The sequence below is a fragment of the Acinetobacter sp. 24-47-67 genome, from assembly GCF_056779735.1.
On the sequence record NZ_JBWYIK010000006.1, the window covers coordinates 119,730 to 137,810 of the forward strand.

The following is an 18,081-nucleotide window of genomic DNA, read 5'->3' on the forward strand; positions in this document are numbered from 1 at the left end:
ATTTAGTTAAAGTTGCCATCTTACGTCTATATAACGTTGAACTGAGAACGACCCGTGATTCTAAAACGACTAATTGGCTTGTTTTCGCCAGATCTAGCCATAGATTTAGGCACCGCTAATACACTAATTTATGCGCCAGGACGGGGCATTATATTAAATGAACCGACTGTTGTGGCAATTCGTCACAGTGGTTCACAAAAAATAGTTGCCGCTGTTGGCTTGGATGCTAAGCAAATGCTTGGTCGTACCCCTGCGAATATTTCTGCAATTCGTCCAATGAAAGATGGCGTGATTGCGGATTTCGAAGTCACTGAGACCATGTTAAACCAATTTATTGGTAAAGTGCATGAAAAGCGTCTTTTCCCACCAGCGCCGCGTGTTGTGGTGTGTGTGCCATGTAAATCAACTTTGGTTGAGCGTCGTGCGATTCGTGAGGCTGTATTCAATGCAGGTGCACGTGATGTACGTTTAATCGAAGAGCCAATGGCAGCAGCGATTGGTGCAGGCATGCCAGTTGAGCAAGCATGTGGTTCGATGGTCGTAGACGTGGGTGGTGGTACAACTGAAATTGCAATCATTTCATTGCAAGGTTGTGTCTATGCAGACTCATTACGCATTGGTGGTGATGTATTTGACGAACAAATTATTCATTATGTTCGTAAAGCACACGGTTGCGTCATTGGTGAAACAACGGCTGAAACCATCAAAAAAGAAGTGGGTATGGCACTTCCAGATGAAGATGGCAAAGTGCTAGAAATCGAAGTTCGAGGTCGTAACTTGGCGGAAGGTGTTCCGCGCGCAATTACGGTGACTTCTGATGAAATTACTCAAGCAATCACTGATCCATTGCAAAGCATTGTCTCTGCAGTGAAATCTGCGCTTGAACAAACACCTCCTGAGTTGTCATCAGATATCGCGGAGCGCGGTATTGTATTGACTGGTGGTGGTGCGCTATTACGTAACTTAGACAAGTTATTGTCACAAGAAACAGGTTTGCCAGTAGTAGTTGCTGAAGATCCGCTTTCTTGCGTAACACGTGGTGGTGGTAAAGTCTTAGAACTCTTTGACAACCCGAACCATGACATGCTGTTTGTTGGTTAATTTTCTGTAATTTAATTTAAGGACGAGGCGGTGCAACCGAATCTGTTTTCAAGACAACCGCCATCTTTTCGCTCTTTCATCATTGCAGTCATCGTGTGTTTGTTCGTGTTAATGTTTAATTGGCGCGCTCCACACTTGATTCAACCAGCAAGAGATGTCTTGTACGCGGCATACAATCCCATTTATGCCATTGCAAGTTATCCCGTTTTATCGAAAGAATGGCTCAGTCAACAAACCAAGTCTGAAGCGCAACTGCGTCGTGAGAATACTGCGATGCAGGCAGAGCTGCTTCAGGCTCAGGTTCGCCTTCAAAAACTCTCAGAACTCTCCGCTGAAAATACGCGCTTACGTGGATTATTGGATACGCCTTTGATCATTGACGGTCGTATGGAAATCTCTGAGGTGATTGGCACAGATGCTGATCCATTACGTCATATCATTATCATTAACCGCGGTGCTGCGAGCCAACTGCGTGTCGGGCAAACGGTGTTGGATGATAACGGTATCATGGGTCAGATCATCAATGTTTATCCGCACAGTAGCCGTGTCATGTTGCTGTCTGATAAAGAACACTCCCTATCAGTACGTCTTGAAAACTCTGGAATGCGTGCCATTGTGTCAGGCACTGGTGATTTAGGTCGTCTGAAAATGGAATATGTACCGACCAGCGCTAACGTCAAAGTCGGGGACAAGGTGTATAGTTCAGGTTTAGGACAACATTTTCCTGCGGGTTATTTGGTCGGAACAGTATCCAAAGTTAAGCGTGAAAATACCGGTGAGTTTGCGCAGATAGACGTGAAACCTGCAGCTCAGTTAGCAGGTGGACACCATGTGGTGGTACTGTTCTCAGACTCGTTAGCCATGGAGCAACCTCATGCTCAGCGCTAAAAAAATATCATCAGTTAAAACACGTGATCCACTATGGATCATCGTGCTTTCAATCATTATTGGTTCAGTCTTGGTGGTGTATCCTCTGTCTTATTCATTGGCAGGATGGCGACCGCTGATCATGCTGATGATTACGATGTATTGGATCTTGCTTCAACCGACATGGTGTGGCGTTTGGTTTGCTTTTGCAGTCGGGTTATTTACCGATTTACTGCTTGATGCACCCCTTGGTTTACATGCGTTAAGCTTCGTTTTACTAACATTCGCCATCCGTTGGTTTGTGCGTGAACGCCGTTTAATGACGTTTGGAAATACTTGGGCAATCGCTAGTGTTGCTATATTGGCACATTTGATTTATGTCCTTTTTGCACAAATTATTTCCGATATGCAATTTTCGATAACTCGTCATTGGCAGCCACTAATGAGCAGTATTTTAACTTGGCCCATCTTGTATTATTTGCTTCGAAAATGGCGAATTTAATCCTGGCGTCGAGCTCGCCTCGGCGTAAAGAATTGCTTGCACAGCTTGGACTTAAATTTGATATTTTTAGTCCAGAAATCGATGAGTCTGTACGTGATGGTGAGCAAGCGCATGATTATGTTCGACGTTTAGCAGAACAAAAAGCTCAGGTTGTTTTAGCGCGATTTCCAGATGCGGTGGTCATTGCTGCAGATACAAGCCTCAGTTTAGATGGACAAATTATTGGCAAACCTGACTCGAAGCAACATGCGTTTGAAATTTGGCAATCCTTGTCAGGACGTCAGCATGAAGTCCTCAGTGGCGTTTGTGTGTCTTCACAACATAAAACAATAAGTACGGTAGTGAGCACAAAGGTTGATTTTCAATCACTCAGTCATCATGATATGGAAGAATATTGGTCAACTGGGGAACCTGTAGGAAAAGCAGGGGCTTACGCAATACAAGGAATCGCCGCAAAGTTCGTTCCTCGTATTGAAGGTAGCTACACCAATGTGGTGGGTTTGCCTTTACATGAAACATCACAGTTACTGAATCAAATATTGAAAAGTGGTTAAGGCACTAAATTAACCTTTTAAAAAATTTTTATAATGTTTTGAGTGTTTTTTATGTCTGACGAGTTGTTGATTAACGTCACCCCAATGGAGTGTCGGGTGGCGTTAGTTGAAAATGGGACGGTCAACGAACTATTTGTTGAACGCAACGCTAAACGTGGTTTAGTCGGGAATATTTATAAAGCCAAAGTTGTACGTGTATTGCCTGGTATGCAAGCGGCATTTGTAGACATTGGCTTATCTCGTACTGCTTTTTTACATATCAATGACATGATTTGGCCTCGTAATCAACCGACGCCAAATGTCTTTGATCTTCTGCAACCAGGTCAGATTCTGACAGTGCAGGTCATGAAAGATATGTTAGGCACGAAAGGTGCGCGTTTAAGTACTGATCTTTCCATTCCTTCTCGCTATTTGGTGATGATGCCTTATGGACATCATACTGGCGTGTCTCAGCGAATCGAATCAGAAGAAGAGCGTGATCGTTTACGTTCGATCATTGAGCGTATTCAAGCTGAACATAAGTTACCCGGTTCTGTCATTGTACGAACTGCAGCAGAGGGGATCGAAGAAGCCGCTATTGCGCAAGATATGGCGTATTTGGCAAAACTTTGGGAATTTATTCAGCGTAAACAAAAAAGTGTCGTGGTGCCATCACTTATCTTTGAAGAGCTACCACTTCCTCAACGTATCATCCGTGATCTGGCAAATGAAGATACGGTAAAAATTCAAGTCGATTCAAGAGAAGTGTTTGCCAAGCTACAAGAGTTCGTGGCTGAGTTTGTACCAAATATGGTTGATCGTCTGAAACATTATCCTGGTGAGTGTCCGATATTCGACTTATACAATGTTGAAACAGATATTCAAAAAGCACTGCAAACACGTGTTGCTTTAAAGTCTGGTGGTTATCTCATGATTGATCAGACGGAGGCCATGACCACTATTGACGTCAATACAGGCTCATATGTAGGTGGACGCTCTCTTGAGGACACCGTCTTTAAGACCAACATGGAAGCGACACAAGTCATTGTGCGTCAACTCAGACTGCGCAACTTAGGTGGAATTATCATTATTGACTTTATTGATATGCAAGAGGCCTCACACCGTGATGAAGTGCTTAAGCAATTTGAAAAAGTCTTAGAACGTGACCATGCAAAAACTAAAATCACCCAAGTGTCTGAGCTTGGCTTAGTAGAAATGACGCGTAAACGGACGCGTGAATCACTTGAACATTTGTTATGTGAGTCTTGTCCAACGTGTCAGGGACGTGGTTATGTGAAAAGTGCCGAGACTGTTTGTTACGAAATCTTTCGAGAGATCTTAAGATATGCTCGAGATTTTGAGTCTCAGACTGACTTTACTGTCGTTGCGCATCCATCGGTTGTGGATCGATTATTAACCGTAGAAGCTGCCGCCGTCTCTGATTTAGAGCATTTTGTGAAACGTGTCATTAAGTTCCAAGTCGAAAATTTATACACGCAAGAGCAATACGATATCATTTTGAATTGAAATTGTAACAGAATATCGTTAAACACTTGTTACAACTGAGATTTTACATTCGATCTCGATTTCTCAATACTTAAGAAATCAAATCGAATAGCCAAAGACAGCGATGTTGTCTTAGCAAAGTGAGGTCAAAGTGGGTATGAATTTAACGGAACAATTAGCGGGTAGCCATCGTCAAATTGTGGATTCAAACAAAAGCGCTTGCTTGATGCTCAACGATCAAGGTCAAGAAATTCGAGTTACACAAGCGATGGTCGTTTCTCTCTGTCAGCAATTAATCAAGCAGTGTCGTAATATTAAAAATTAAGGGGCCTTTTTAAAGCCCCTTAATTTTTTTGTAAATATCGAAATATACAGCCTTAAGCTGGTTTTTCATTTGGAATCTCTATATCCGCTACTACTTGTTTCTTTGCTGCACTACGCTTAGTAGCCTTTTTCATAATCTGCGGTTTTTCATCTTCAGGTAGACCCACAATTTTTTCAAATCGTTGAATCTCATCTTCTAAATGGGTCAATAAATTTTGCATCTTAGGCAAAGCATTTCGACATGCGGTTAAACCGACTTCTAATTTATCCATATAACTGGTCATTGTAATATTCAATGCTTGACCATCAAGTACGATAGAAGCAGGGTAGAGTGCGTCCAAACGTGCACCATTCCAATATAGCGGCTCTTTAGGCCCTGGAACATTAGAAATAACGAGGTTAAAGGCCTGACGTTTAGGTGCTAAACCAGAGATGATATTTAAACCTGCAGGACCATATACGAAGGCACTATAGTTGAGAATCTGATCTGAAGTCATGCGTTTGAATTTTTGTTTCGCATTCATTACGCTACGACGAATAAGATCGAGTCGTTCTAATGGATCGGCTTTATGTGTCGCTAAGTTCGCCAGAATCATCGTAATACGATTTGACATGTCTGAATCATCCGTACGAACGGAGACAGGAACCATAGCGATTAATGGTTTTTCTGGTAAAGCACTTTGACTGATTAAATATTCACGTAAAGCACCGGAACAAATCGCAAGCACAATATCGTTAATGGTCACACCCAGTGATTTTGAAATATGATTGAGACGCTTAAACTCATATGACTGAGCAGCGAAACGACGTGATGAGCTGACTTTTTGATTCAGAATACTACTTGGGGCTTGAAAACTAGATACATAGTCCGGATTACGTCCCATATCTTTAAAGACAGTTTCAGACAGCACTTTGAATACACCCGGTGTAGACTGCACTTGACCTTTCAAATTAGACAAGATTTGTTTTGCACGGCTTACTTTAGGTGTTTTAAGTCGCTTAGCACGCGGACCTTCGACACACCATGGCGGAACGATACTTCTTGCATTTGGATCATGAGAGAGTGATTTTTCAATTAAACGCATGCCTGCAATACCATCGACCATCCCATGATGTATTTTGAAATACATGGCGAAACGATTGCCTTCAATGCCCTCAATGATATGACACATCCATAATGGCTTAGCTCGATCAATTAATGAACTGTGCTCTTGGGAAATGTAGGTGAGTAGCTCACGAATACGACCAGGATGTGGTAGAGCAATATGTCTGAAGTGATGATCAAGATCGAATTCAGTGTCTGTGTCCCAAAACAGTCCGTTTAATTTATTATTAAACGGTGGAATTGGAATAGATTTTGAGTTGCGAATATCTGCCACTAAATCTTGAATAAAGGTTGGTGGCGCATCTTCTGGAATTTCAAATAAAAATAATCCGCCAACATGCATGGGCTGTTGTCTTTTTTCCAAAGATAAGAAAATAAAATCAAGCGGGTGTAATGGGCGCATAGTCTAGGTTTGCCTCACTGCAAATTTCTAAAATTGTTTTTTAGAATTATCAATCCAAGAGATCAGTATAGACGTATTTGTTGGAGGGGGCATAAATTTTTTTAATGAATGGTCAGTACAAAAAAGCCACTTTAAATCAGTGGCTTAAAACTTTGTGAGACAGTTTTTACTTTTTTAAATTACCTGAATGTAAACCACATTCTTTATGCGTTGCTTCTTCCCACCACCAACGACCTTCACGCTCGTGCTGATTTGGAAGTACTGGACGCGTGCATGGTTCACATCCAATTGAAATAAAACCTTTTTCATGCAATGGATTATATGGAATTTCCATCATGCGAATATAATTCCAAACGTCAGCACTCGTCCAATTCGCCAAAGGGTTGTATTTAATGAGTTGTTTACCTTCACCTGAAAAACCTAGATCAGCTTGAATCACTGGAATTTCAGTACGTGTACCCGGACTTTGATCTTTACGTTGACCCGTGATCCAACCATCAAGTGTTGCTAACTTTTTACGAAGAGGTTGAACCTTACGGATACCACAACACTCTTTATGATCATCTTGATAAAAGCTAAACAGTCCTTTTTCGTTGACCAGATTCTGAACAGCTTCAGCTTCCGGGAAACATATTTCAATGTTGATATTATAATGCTTACGAACAGTCTCAATAAATTGATAAGTTTCTGAATGCAAGCGACCTGTATCAAGACTAAACACGCGAAAAGGTTTACCTAAATTTGCAGCCATATCAATCAATACAACATCTTCAGCACCTGAAAATGAAATGGCAATTTCACCTGTTTGATTTAAAGCTAAGGCTATAATTTCCGAAGGGGATTTATCTTCATACTCTGATGCAAGTGCATCAATTAAATCTATGCTTGGAATGGTAGTCATGAGAATCCTGGCGATATAGGCTTGGAAACAACAAGTCCTATATTAAAATATTTGATGTATATTTTAGTTGAATTCAGAGATTTATCTTATGAAATAAAAATAAATACTTATGAATAAAATAGATTTAAAAAATTACATCGATATTCAACAATCTTCGGCTATGATATTGCAAATTTTATTAATGCTGAGGGCAGTATCATGGAAATCGTTTGTCTAGATCTTGAAGGCGTTTTGGTTCCTGAAATTTGGATTAATTTTGCAAAAAAAACAGGAATTAAAGAGCTTGAAGCAACAACTCGAGATATTCCAGACTACGATGTGCTCATGACTCAGCGTTTAAATATTCTTAAACAGCATGGTTTAGGTTTAAATGACATTCAAGCTGTTATTGCAGATATGGGACCGTTTGAAGGCGCTAAGGAGTTTGTCGAGTGGGTACGTACTCATTTCCAACTCATCATTTTATCAGACACATTCTATGAATTTGCTCATCCATTGATGAAGCAGTTAGGTTGGCCTACGATTTTCTGTCACAAATTAGAAACTGACGAAAATGGTATGATTACAAATTATAAACTACGTCAACCTGATCAAAAACGTAAAGCAGTGCAAGCTTTACACGGTTTAAATTTCCGTGTAATTGCTGCAGGCGACTCGTATAACGATACTACGATGCTCGGTGAAGCAGATCAAGGTTTCTTATTTGATGCGCCGGATAATGTAATTGCAGAATTCCCACAATTTCCTGCGATTAATGGTTATGCTGCATTGAAAGAAGCGATCCGCAACGCTTCTGTACGTGATATTCCAGCCTAAGTTATTACTTTGAAAAAAGGACGCTTTAGCGTCCTTTTTTTATAACAATTGTTAGAATCGATACCCGATTTTCATGCCATAACCTAATGCATAATTGTTGCTGAATTCTCCAACATTTATGCCACCCGTTTGAGCAGTTGCATCGCCTAACCAGAAATATTTAACACCAGCTTGAATAAAGCTTTGCTGTGATGGGTTGAATTGACCACCTAAGCCTACACTCCAATAACCTTCAGTTGGACCTAAAGTGGTTACAGGGTTTCCAGCTCCAGCGTCATAGCCTACAGTTGTGGTTGCTGCCCATTGATCATTAAATTTATGTGCAACACCTAAGGTTGCAGAGTACTGATCATCGGAATACGAAATGAGGTCCTGTCCAACTAATCCAAGTAATCTAGGTGTAACCGTAAATTGATCCCAATGAACCCAACGCAGGTTAGCAAACGCCAAAGTGTTTGTTGCAATTCCAGACTGTAAATCAATATTTACAGATTGTGGAGTAACTGCTTCAGTTAGTGCAGCGATCTTATCTAATCTATTAAACTCAGGCTTTTTTAATGCATCGGCGTAAAGTGGAAGGAGCGAGGTTTCATTCGACTGAGCTTTGTGTTTAATCTCAGAGCGATAAGTGATAGATGCTTTTAATGCAATTTTTGGAATTTGGTATGCAGTACCTGCAATCCAGCCATAAGCTTCTTTTTGGTCTACATGGATGTTATAGCCATTTAAGACTTGGTATGCACTACCTTTTAAATTGATATCAGCTTCAACTGTTTGCCATACTGGACCAGCATAAAAATTCCAATTTTCAGTGGGTTGATAGCCAATGAGTGCAGTTAAATTTTGTGTCTTAACTTCAACTGATGTACCACTTAAACTATTGCCAAATGATTGATTTTTAGCATCGTATAATGCATCTGCACCAAAAGGCTGATCGTAAATTAATCCTAAAGAAACTTGGTCAGTAATCTGTAGTTTAAGAGCAGTGTTTACAAAATAATAATCACTGCCCATATCGGTAATTTTTTCGCCTGTTAAATCCTGACCAGTGATTTTATTAATCACTGTGGAAGAACCTTTAACGGTGGGATCTAAAACAGAAATGCCAGCTTCTGCATAATTACCTGATTGGAGAAATGCTGAAATCGACTGACCTGAACGATCTAATCCTGCGGCGTAAATTGAAGTTAATGGGAGTGTAGACAATAAGACTGAGTATGAAAGTACTTTAAATTTCATGATGTTCATCCATGAATGCCATATGGCGAAAAAATTGCATGAAAAATAACACAAATAAAAAAAGAGTAAATACTCGGAAGTGGTTGAAATATAATCAAATTTATATTACTTCATTATCAAATTATGAGGCTAAATAATTATGTCCATGTTTTAAAAAGTATTATTGATCAAAAAAGGAATTGTAGTTTGTGTCGTTTTTTTATTTTAAATGATGATATAACAAACAATTAATTTATACTTGTATAAAAATAAAAAAAGACCACAATCATGTGGTCTTTTTTATTGACGAATGATTAGAATTTATAGCCGATTTTAAGACCGTAAGCTAAAGCGTCATTGTCTTCAAACTTGCCTGCTGCACTATGTGCACCTGTCTGAGCATCAGCATCACCTAACCAGAAGTATTTAACACCACCTGCAATAAACGTAGCTGGAGTAGGGCTATATTGAAGACCTAAACCTACGTTCCAATAACCTTCTGTTGGTCCAAGTGTCGTTACAGGATTGCCTGCACCGGAATCCCATCCAACTGAAACATTACCAGCCCATTGCTCGTTAAATTTACGACCTACACCTGTTGTTACAGACCATTGATCTTTAGAATAATCAACTAGGTTAAATCCATTAGGTTTGCCAGGGATAAGTCCGGCACTACCAAGTGCATCAGCCAATTGACCGAAATTATTAGGCTTAATTGAGAAACTAGACCAATCCACCCAACGTATGTTTGCAAATGCTACGGTGTTCGCCATAATGCCACTTTGTAGATCTAAGTTGACAGATTGTGGAGTAGTAACATTTGTAGATCCAGGTTTGAAGCCAGCACCTAAAGCACCGATTGCTCCTTGTAGGCTACCTGCTGTATCTTGATCGATTTGTCCAAGTGCAGTCAAAGTTGTAATGAGGTTAATCAATTGAGGAGCATTTGCTGGATTTGCTAATGCGGTTGCAGCAGGAATACTTTCATTTACTTCAACGTCATGACTAATTTCAGATCTATATGTTAAAGAGGCTTTTAAAGCGATTTCAGGAATTTGATAAGCTGCACCGACTAACCAACCGAAGTCGCCGTCTTCTTTAATATCAGCATCGTATCCATTAAAGATACTATACGTCGATCCTCTTAATTTTACATTTCCTTTAACAGTTTGATAAACAGCTCCGCCATAGAAATTAAAATTTTCGTTAGGTTGGAAGCCGATAATAGCGGAAATATTTTGTGTATCTACTTCGACTGATGTGCCACCTGTTACACCAGTATTTAAACCTACACCTATAGGAGCACTTGCTGGCTTTTCACCAAGGTAAACTGGGAGTGCACCTAAAATGGTATCAGAACCTTGTGTGGTAAAATTATTGTTACCTTTATATGCTGCATCAGCACCGAAAGGCTGGTCATAAATCAAACCAAATGAAATTTTATCGGTCGCTTGAATTTTTAATGCTGCAGAAGGAAAGTAGTAATCACCAGCCATATCTCCAGTATGATTACCCGATAAATCTTTACCAGAGACAGATGGATCTAAAATTGAGATGCCAGCTTCGAAGTAATTTCCTGGTTGAAGGAATGATGAAATAGATTGTCCAGAACGATCTAATGCAGCAGCAAAAGTGCCTGATGATGCTAAACCGAATAATACAGCAGCTGATAATTTTGTTAATTTCACTTGAATTTTCCCTGATCTTCTTCAATGAATTATTTTGTATTTTCCAATTGAATTGAGGATTAGTTATCTTAAACTGATCCTAAATCTTATGTTCACAAAATAACACATTAAGAATCAGAGTAAATACTCTAAGGAAATAAATTTATAATTGAATTTTAATTCTGATAAAAATAATAGGAATTTTATTTTTATATAGATTATTGAATTTATGAATTATTTAATTTTGAGTCATACTATCTTATCGTTAATTTATAAATGAACTATACAGTCAGTCAACGGTATTCATGATTAAATAAAAAAGAGCACTAAAGTGCTCTTTTGAAAAATAAATGGCATTTAGAAACGATAACCCATTTTTAAACCATATGCCCAAGCATTGTTATCTTCAAAATTACCGACATATTTGCCAACAGAACGAGCTTCAGCATCTCCTAACCAAAAATATTTGACGCCTCCACCGATAAAAGTTGCTGGAGTAGGACTAAACTGTGCACTTAATCCGACATTCCAATAACCTTCAGTTGGACCAAGTGCAGTTACAGGATTACCAGCACCTGAATCCCAGCCGGCAGAAATAGCACCACCCCATTTTTCATTAATTTTTCGCCCAACACCAACTGTGGCAGACCATTGATCTTTATCATAATCGATAATATTTTGTCGTTGACCTGATAATAATTGGGTAATACTTCCAAATTTATCAATATCTATACCATAGCCACCCCATTCGACCCATCGTACATTCGCAAAAGCAACTGTATTGGCCATAATGCCAGTTTGGAAATCTAAATTAACGGATTGAGGTGTGGAGATTTTAGTTTTTTCTGAATCAGAATTAAGTAGTTTGTTTCGTAAACTATTTGCTGCTAATGCTTGAGCTTTATCTTCTGCAGAAATAGGCAGAGAACTTACCACTTGCTCAAATGTAAGTGTTCCGTTTGCTAATGCCACTAGTCCATCAATTGTTGCAACTTGATTGTTAATTACACCAACGACTAAATTTGAATTTTCAGTAGTGTCAAGCTCATGATCAATTTCAGATCTATAAGTCAAAGACACTTTTAATGCAATTTCTGGTATTTGAAAAGCTGCTCCTGCTAACCAACCGTAGCCTTCATCACGTTTAAAAGTTGAATTATAACCAATACTAGATAGTGTTAAGTTGCCTCTCACATCTTGATACACACCGCCTGCATAAAAGTTCCATTGTTCATTAGGTTGAAAGCCGAAAAGAGCAGTAATGTTATTTGAATTAACTTTTACATTAGTGCCTGCAAGTGGCCGATTACCTAAGGCTCCATCATCAGGAATCATACCATCTGTATAAGTTGCAGATGCCCCAAATGGCTGATCGTATAGAATACCGAAAGAGAAATTTTCGTTAAGTTGTAATTTCAAAGCTGCGCTTGGAAAATAATAATCATCACCCATATCACTAATTGGACCCAATTGATTTTTTCCAGATACATCAGGGTCAATAATGGAGATGCCAGCTTCAAAGTAGTTATTTGGTTGTAAAAATGCTCCTATCGATTGACCTGAGCGATCCATTGCGGCTGCATAAGCCCCAGAAATCGGTAATAAAGCAAATAATACAGATGCACTGATGGTTTTTAATTTCATGTTATCTATCCTTAGATAATGTGAATTTTTAATTTAATAGAATTTTTTTAGTTATTTCCTTAAGAGCTGATAGATAAACGATTTATGCTAAAATGTTTATTTTTTACTCTACAAACAACATATCATAAAGGTAATGAGATGCAACAAAAATTTGACTGAAATGACATTATTTTTTTTATTTTGGGTCAATTTGTTGATAAGTGTATTAATCTCAGAAAATGGTGCGCCCTGCGGGACTCGAACCCACGCCGGTCACTTAGGAGGCAACTGCTCTATCCAGTTAAGCTAAGGACGCATACTAATCTGATCAAATAAATTTTTGAAAAAAAGTTATTGCTTAGCAATAACTTTTTTAATGCGTCTTACTATTTTCGGTAAAGTAATTTAAATAATACCAACATCAGGATAATCCAGATCGGAATCATGATCACAGCACCGCTTAAGCCCTGAGTCCACATGATGTAAAGCACGACAATAATAAACCCAAGAACCAAATAGTTACTGGCTGGTGACCATAGAGCAGGAAATTTTGAAGTGGTATTTGACACTTTCATCGCTTGTTTAAATTTCAAGTGAGTCAACGCAATCATCGCCCAGTTAAGTACTAGAGCACCAACAACAATATAAATTAAATTACTTAAAGCATCTTCAGGTGCAAAATAGTTTAATAAAACACATCCGAAAATTAACACTGCTGACAACAATACCGCAGGAACAGGTACACCTTGTTTATTGGTTTTTTCAAAAATTTTAGGGGCATTCCCTTGTTTTGCTAAACCAAAAAGCATACGGCTATTCGCGTACATTCCACTGTTATATACTGATAGCGCAGCAGTCAAAATAATAAAGTTGAGCAGGTGAGCAGCCCAATCAATACCCAGTTGACTGAAGATCATTACGAATGGACTTTTATCTAGACCACCAAGTTGCAGTTGATTCCATGGAACTAAAGAAAGAAGAATTGTAAGCGACCCAACATAGAAAATCAGAATACGGAAAACAACTTGATTAATTGCTTTAGGAATCGTTTTCTCTGGATTTTCAGCCTCAGCTGCCGCCATACCAATCAGTTCAATACCACCAAAGGCGAACATCAGGAATGCCAACATGAAGAATAAACCTTCGAATCCATGAGGGAAGAAACCACCGTGAGTCCAAAGATTACTGAATGATGCAGTAGAGTCAGATCCTGCTGTAAACAACAAGAATAGACCGAAGATAATCATCGACACGACAGCTGCTACTTTAATAATAGACAGCCAAAACTCTGATTCTCCATAAAATTTAACATTACAGAGGTTAACTAAGGTAATGATAATAAAGAAGAAAAGAACTGATGACCAAGCAGGAATGTGAGGCCACCAATAGTTAATATATTTTGCAACAGCTGTTAATTCGGTCATCGCGACCAAAATATAAAGAATCCAATAGTTCCAACCTGCTAGGAATCCAGGAAACTTACCCCAATATTTATTTGCAAAATGACTAAATGATCCTGCAACAGGTTCATGAACAATCATTTCGCCTAATTGGCGCATAATTAAAAAAGCGATTAAACCACCAATTGCATAACCCAAAATAATAGATGGGCCGGCAGATTGGATCACGTGTGCGGAACCTAAAAATAAGCCTGTACCAATTGCACCACCCATAGCGATTAATTGGATATGACGATTCTTTAAGCCACGCTGAAGTTGTGAAGACTTGTTATTCAAAGTATTCAGCCCGACGATTGAAATAAGTTACAAGATTGTAATAGATCAAATTGCATTAGCCTAGTACGTCAGCGTTCATGAATGTTTTTTATGATTTAAATAAAATAAAATTATTATAGAAAAATGATTTAATTATTTTTTAATCAATCATTTAATTTTATTAGAATTTGTTTTTGTGAGAGTGAATTAAATTTAATCTATCGTAATTGATGGAAATTCATACCATAGTGTTAAGTGCTCATGTTCACATAAAAAATCATTTATACTGTATTGAACTAAAAATCACGATTGATAACAAATATTAAAAGAGAAGGAATGAGCTATGAGTTCAACACCACAAATTAAAATTCCAGCCACTTATATGCGTGGAGGAACGAGTAAAGGTGTTTTCTTTAACTTAAATGATTTACCCAAAGAAGCTCAAGTTCCAGGTAAAGCAAGAGATCAGATCTTATTACGTGTGATAGGAAGCCCTGATCCTTATGGCAAACAAATCGATGGAATGGGTGGTGCTTCATCTAGTACCAGTAAGACAGTCATTCTCTCTAAAAGCGCTCAACCTGATCATGATGTAGATTATCTTTTTGGACAGGTTGCAATTGATCGACCATTCGTCGACTGGAGTGGTAATTGTGGCAATCTTACGGCTGCTGTAGGCTCATTTGCGATTTCAAATGGTCTCGTGAGTGCAGAAAAGATCCCAGAGAATGGAATTTGTACGGTAAAGATTTGGCAGGTCAATATTCAGAAAACGATTATTGCGCATGTCCCAATCACAAATGGTCAGGTTCAGGAAACAGGTGATTTCGAGCTTGATGGGGTAACATTTCCAGCTGCAGAGGTGCAAATAGAATTTTTAGATCCCGCAGATGATGGAGAGGATGGGGCTGCCATGTTTCCCACAGGAAATGTGGTTGATGAACTGGAAGTCCCAGATATTGGTCGCTTTCAGGTGACGCTGATTAATGCGGGTATTCCAACTATTTTTATGTGTGCTTCAGACTTGGGGTATGAAGGAACTGAACTTCAGGATCATATCAATAATGATGTCGAGGCCTTGGCCAAGTTTGAAAAAATTCGTGCTTATGGTGCTGTAAAGATGGGTATTATTCAGCATATTGATGAAGCGGTTCAACGTCAGCATACACCTAAAATTGCATTTGTATCTGCGCCTAAAAATTACATCTCATCTAGCGGAAAAGCAGTACACGCTGATGAGATCGACTTGACGGTTCGTGCTTTATCTATGGGTAAACTGCACCATGCCATGATGGGAACCGCAGCTGTAGCGATTGGAACCGCCGCTGCAATTCCTGGAACATTAGTCAATTTAGCCTCAGGTGGTGGTGAAAAAAAATCAGTCAGATTTGGGCATCCTTCTGGGACACTCAGAGTGGGCGCTGAAGCGGAGAAAATTAATGACCAATGGACTGTAAAAAAGGCCATTATGAGTCGCAGTGCTCGAGTACTCATGGAAGGATGGGTGCGAATTCCTGGCGATACGTTTTAATATGAAAAAACCACTTTCGAGTGGTTTTTTTACGCGCTTAAAATATGTGATAAGTATACTAAATTAGCCTGAAAGCATTACTAACAGTACGATTCACTCATAAATAATTGAGACTATGACAATTTTGACATGTTATATTAAGGAAATAAGTCAACGTGATTATATTCACCGAATTCATAAAATTAAGTTGCTGAATAGCCTTCGCTCCACGAATAATTAAAATGAGAAAGACCAATGAAGAAGGATAATAATTTTGAGCAGGATACGCCCAAGATTGATCAAGAGTTTCTAAACCAAATTCATGCTACAAATAAATTAGATTTGGTATCTGTGATTGCCAAAATCCCTGTGCCTGTGGCGCTAGTTCAGCATGATGGTGTATTTATTAGTGCAAATCAATTATTTGCTGATATCTATGAGAGTGATGCACTCTATTTACTCGGAAAGAAATTAGGTTTCGTATCAACGACGGTTTACCAATTATTTCAAGATGCGCTGCAATTGTTTCGACATGATTCACGCTTATACAAAATTGAAAATGAGTTCTATTCAAAAGGGCATTTTTTTCAAATTTATTTTAGTGCTTTAAGAGATAAATCAACCTCTTTGGATTGCGTGTTGATCGTATGTGCAGATATAACAAAATTGAAAAGACGTGAACGTGTCTTGATCCAAAATAATAAAAGGTTGTTTGAAGAGCTATATTTGGATCCTGTGACTGGGATGAACAATAAGCTGGCATTTGAACAGTTTTTAAAAGATCGCTTCCTTATTCAAGATCGGAAAAATTATTCTTTTATCAAGTTTGAAGTCGAAAATTTTAAAAAGTTTAATCAGCTCAATAGTTATACCATTGGCGATGAAATTTTGAGTCGTATTGGATCTCTGATTAAAGAGGAGTTGAATCAAGATTTAGCAGAAGTCTATCGTTTGAATTCTGCAAGTTTTATCTTGGTGATTCAAGAATCGACTCCTTGGAAAATTCTCACCATTGCTGAACGCCTAAAACAAACATTGGTCCGTGAAAAAATTTATTTCGATCCTCAAGAGGATGAGGTACTCACGTGTGCGATTGGGATTTTTCATCCTCATTGCCAAAAAATGTACTCAGAAAAGCAAATATTAGAAACCTTAGATCGTGCGGTTGACATTGCACATGTATTGGGTCGAAACTCGATTCATGTGTTAGATGAATAGTCACTCTTCATTTAAACCTATCACTAAATAAAACAAATCAGCATTGTGTTTTGTAGCAATCACAATTGGTTGTAGAATAAGGACAATTTTATATATACCGACATGAAACGGTATAACTTGAGGTTCAAAGACGGCAGTGACAGTACATATCTCTGTGAATAGTGAAGTATTACAACGTGCTCAACAGCAAATCCAACAGGATCTGAAAATTGCCCTAGATGCTTTTTTCATTCCAGAGCCTTTGAAAAGTGCTGTAAATCATGCAGTCATGTTAGGTGGAAAACGGGTTCGTCCAGCTTTAGCGTATGCAACAGCAGAATTAAGTGAAGATCATAAAAATTTTGCTGCTGTGCGACGTGCAGCAGTTGCAGTTGAGTTAATTCATTGCTATTCACTTGCTCATGACGACTTACCATGTATGGATAATGATTTGTTGCGTCGTGGTCAACCAACGTGCCATGTTGCATATGGTGAAGATACAGCACTACTTGCGGGAGATATCTTGCAGTCGATGGCATTTGAGGTTTTAGGAAGTCGCCTTTTTGATACACAAGTCACTGTAGATCCTTCTATTGTGTTGAAGCAAATGCAGATATTGGCGACATCATCTTCTAAGATGGTTTGTGGTCAAGTCCTAGATTTGCAAGCAGAAGGCAAGAAAATTGATCAGGAAGCATTGGAAAATATTCATCGTAATAAAACTGGTGCACTGATTCAGGCGGCAATCATGATGTCAGCAGTGACAGTGATGGACGGTGTAGATGCAGGAATACCGAAATTGCGTGAATTTGGTCAAGCATTAGGTTTAGCATTTCAAGTACAAGATGATATTTTAGATATAGTTTCGGATACTGAAACGCTTGGAAAGACCGCTGGAAAAGATGAACTTGTAGAAAAATCAACATACCCAGCTTTATTGGGTTTAGATGCTGCAAAAGAATATGCAAATAAGCTTCATCAGCAAGCCATTAGTGCTTTAGATTATTTTGGTGATTCAGCATCTGAACTTAAACAAATTTCAGCTTTTTTACTTGCTCGAAAGAGTTAAAAAAAGAGGACAGAAAGTCCTCTT

General features: G+C 38.7%; 16 protein-coding genes and 1 tRNA gene. 10 read left to right on the forward strand and 7 right to left on the reverse strand.

The annotated features are described in order from the left end of the window. Window positions 1-54: 54 nt before the first annotated feature. The 6 genes from AC1M9K_RS09260 to AC1M9K_RS09285 all read left to right on the forward strand — a co-directional run bounded on the left by AC1M9K_RS09260 (window position 55) and on the right by AC1M9K_RS09285 (window position 4,834). Window positions 55-1,101, forward strand: a complete 1,047-nt coding sequence (locus tag AC1M9K_RS09260) for a rod shape-determining protein (RefSeq protein ID WP_035269793.1) — start codon at window positions 55-57, stop codon at window positions 1,099-1,101. A 30-nt stretch (window positions 1,102-1,131) separates the two neighbouring features. Continuing rightward, window positions 1,132-1,989 (forward strand): rod shape-determining protein MreC, encoded by an 858-nt coding sequence (gene mreC / locus AC1M9K_RS09265; protein WP_035269796.1) that lies wholly within the window; start codon window positions 1,132-1,134, stop codon window positions 1,987-1,989. Further along, entirely contained in the window at window positions 1,976-2,470 is a 495-nt protein-coding gene (mreD, locus tag AC1M9K_RS09270) for a rod shape-determining protein MreD (protein ID WP_481587256.1), read from the forward strand. Before mreC ends, mreD begins: the two co-directional genes overlap by 14 nt. Further along, complete coding sequence (locus AC1M9K_RS09275; protein WP_481589105.1) at window positions 2,458-3,024, forward strand: Maf family nucleotide pyrophosphatase; 567 nt, start codon at window positions 2,458-2,460, stop codon at window positions 3,022-3,024. Before mreD ends, AC1M9K_RS09275 begins: the two co-directional genes overlap by 13 nt. A 51-nt stretch (window positions 3,025-3,075) precedes the next feature. After that, window positions 3,076-4,530: a ribonuclease G gene (gene rng, locus AC1M9K_RS09280; RefSeq protein ID WP_481589106.1), complete on the forward strand. Its 1,455-nt coding sequence runs from the start codon at window positions 3,076-3,078 to the stop codon at window positions 4,528-4,530. A 136-nt stretch (window positions 4,531-4,666) separates the two neighbouring features. Next, window positions 4,667-4,834 (forward strand): PA1571 family protein, encoded by a 168-nt coding sequence (locus tag AC1M9K_RS09285; RefSeq protein ID WP_171260695.1) that lies wholly within the window; start codon window positions 4,667-4,669, stop codon window positions 4,832-4,834. Between the two features lie 52 nt (window positions 4,835-4,886). Here AC1M9K_RS09285 and AC1M9K_RS09290 read toward each other — a convergent pair whose 3' ends face one another. After that, window positions 4,887-6,341, reverse strand: coding sequence for a WS/DGAT/MGAT family O-acyltransferase (locus AC1M9K_RS09290; RefSeq protein WP_092767000.1), 1,455 nt, complete (start codon window positions 6,339-6,341; stop codon window positions 4,887-4,889). Between the two features lie 166 nt (window positions 6,342-6,507). Next, window positions 6,508-7,242, reverse strand: coding sequence for a phosphoadenylyl-sulfate reductase (locus AC1M9K_RS09295; protein WP_035269807.1), 735 nt, complete (start codon window positions 7,240-7,242; stop codon window positions 6,508-6,510). A 198-nt stretch (window positions 7,243-7,440) separates the two neighbouring features. On the opposite strand from AC1M9K_RS09295, the gene thrH reads away from it, so the two are divergent. Next, window positions 7,441-8,058: a bifunctional phosphoserine phosphatase/homoserine phosphotransferase ThrH gene (gene thrH, locus AC1M9K_RS09300; RefSeq protein ID WP_035269809.1), complete on the forward strand. Its 618-nt coding sequence runs from the start codon at window positions 7,441-7,443 to the stop codon at window positions 8,056-8,058. A gap of 51 nt (window positions 8,059-8,109) precedes the next feature. On the opposite strand, the gene AC1M9K_RS09305 is transcribed toward thrH, so the two are convergent. The 5 genes from AC1M9K_RS09305 to AC1M9K_RS09325 form a co-directional block, all read right to left on the reverse strand. After that, window positions 8,110-9,297: an OmpP1/FadL family transporter gene (locus tag AC1M9K_RS09305; protein ID WP_481589107.1), complete on the reverse strand. Its 1,188-nt coding sequence runs from the start codon at window positions 9,295-9,297 to the stop codon at window positions 8,110-8,112. 293 nt (window positions 9,298-9,590) lie between these two features. Next, the gene (locus tag AC1M9K_RS09310) at window positions 9,591-10,964 is read right to left on the reverse strand and encodes an OmpP1/FadL family transporter (RefSeq protein ID WP_481589108.1); all 1,374 of its coding nucleotides are present in this window, start codon (window positions 10,962-10,964) and stop codon (window positions 9,591-9,593) included. A gap of 336 nt (window positions 10,965-11,300) precedes the next feature. Continuing rightward, the gene (locus tag AC1M9K_RS09315; RefSeq protein ID WP_179998572.1) at window positions 11,301-12,587 is read right to left on the reverse strand and encodes an OmpP1/FadL family transporter; all 1,287 of its coding nucleotides are present in this window, start codon (window positions 12,585-12,587) and stop codon (window positions 11,301-11,303) included. A 219-nt stretch (window positions 12,588-12,806) separates the two neighbouring features. After that, window positions 12,807-12,882 (reverse strand) — tRNA-Arg (locus AC1M9K_RS09320). Between the two features lie 70 nt (window positions 12,883-12,952). After that, complete coding sequence (locus tag AC1M9K_RS09325; protein WP_481589109.1) at window positions 12,953-14,302, reverse strand: amino acid permease; 1,350 nt, start codon at window positions 14,300-14,302, stop codon at window positions 12,953-12,955. Between the two features lie 322 nt (window positions 14,303-14,624). Between AC1M9K_RS09325 and prpF the strand changes: the two genes are divergently transcribed. From prpF to AC1M9K_RS09340, 3 genes are all read left to right on the forward strand, one after another. Beyond that, a complete protein-coding gene (gene prpF / locus AC1M9K_RS09330; protein WP_481589110.1) occupies window positions 14,625-15,812 on the forward strand; it encodes a 2-methylaconitate cis-trans isomerase PrpF in 1,188 nt (395 codons plus the stop codon). Window positions 15,813-16,046: 234 nt separating this feature from the next. Beyond that, window positions 16,047-17,009: a GGDEF domain-containing protein gene (locus AC1M9K_RS09335; protein ID WP_481589111.1), complete on the forward strand. Its 963-nt coding sequence runs from the start codon at window positions 16,047-16,049 to the stop codon at window positions 17,007-17,009. A gap of 136 nt (window positions 17,010-17,145) precedes the next feature. Then, entirely contained in the window at window positions 17,146-18,057 is a 912-nt protein-coding gene (locus AC1M9K_RS09340) for a polyprenyl synthetase family protein (protein WP_092767007.1), read from the forward strand. Window positions 18,058-18,081 lie beyond the last annotated feature (24 nt).

Coding starts and splice junctions, on each gene's coding strand:
- AC1M9K_RS09295 (WP_035269807.1), bottom strand. CDS start 7,242: ATGACTACCATTCCAAGCATAGATTTAATTGATGCACTTGCATCAGAG.
- AC1M9K_RS09315 (WP_179998572.1), bottom strand. CDS start 12,587: ATGAAATTAAAAACCATCAGTGCATCTGTATTATTTGCTTTATTACCG.
- prpF (WP_481589110.1), top strand. CDS start 14,625: ATGAGTTCAACACCACAAATTAAAATTCCAGCCACTTATATGCGTGGA.
- thrH (WP_035269809.1), top strand. CDS start 7,441: ATGGAAATCGTTTGTCTAGATCTTGAAGGCGTTTTGGTTCCTGAAATT.
- AC1M9K_RS09275 (WP_481589105.1), top strand. CDS start 2,458: ATGGCGAATTTAATCCTGGCGTCGAGCTCGCCTCGGCGTAAAGAATTG.
- rng (WP_481589106.1), top strand. CDS start 3,076: ATGTCTGACGAGTTGTTGATTAACGTCACCCCAATGGAGTGTCGGGTG.
- AC1M9K_RS09305 (WP_481589107.1), bottom strand. CDS start 9,297: ATGAAATTTAAAGTACTTTCATACTCAGTCTTATTGTCTACACTCCCA.
- mreD (WP_481587256.1), top strand. CDS start 1,976: ATGCTCAGCGCTAAAAAAATATCATCAGTTAAAACACGTGATCCACTA.
- AC1M9K_RS09290 (WP_092767000.1), bottom strand. CDS start 6,341: ATGCGCCCATTACACCCGCTTGATTTTATTTTCTTATCTTTGGAAAAA.
- AC1M9K_RS09285 (WP_171260695.1), top strand. CDS start 4,667: ATGAATTTAACGGAACAATTAGCGGGTAGCCATCGTCAAATTGTGGAT.
- AC1M9K_RS09335 (WP_481589111.1), top strand. CDS start 16,047: ATGAAGAAGGATAATAATTTTGAGCAGGATACGCCCAAGATTGATCAA.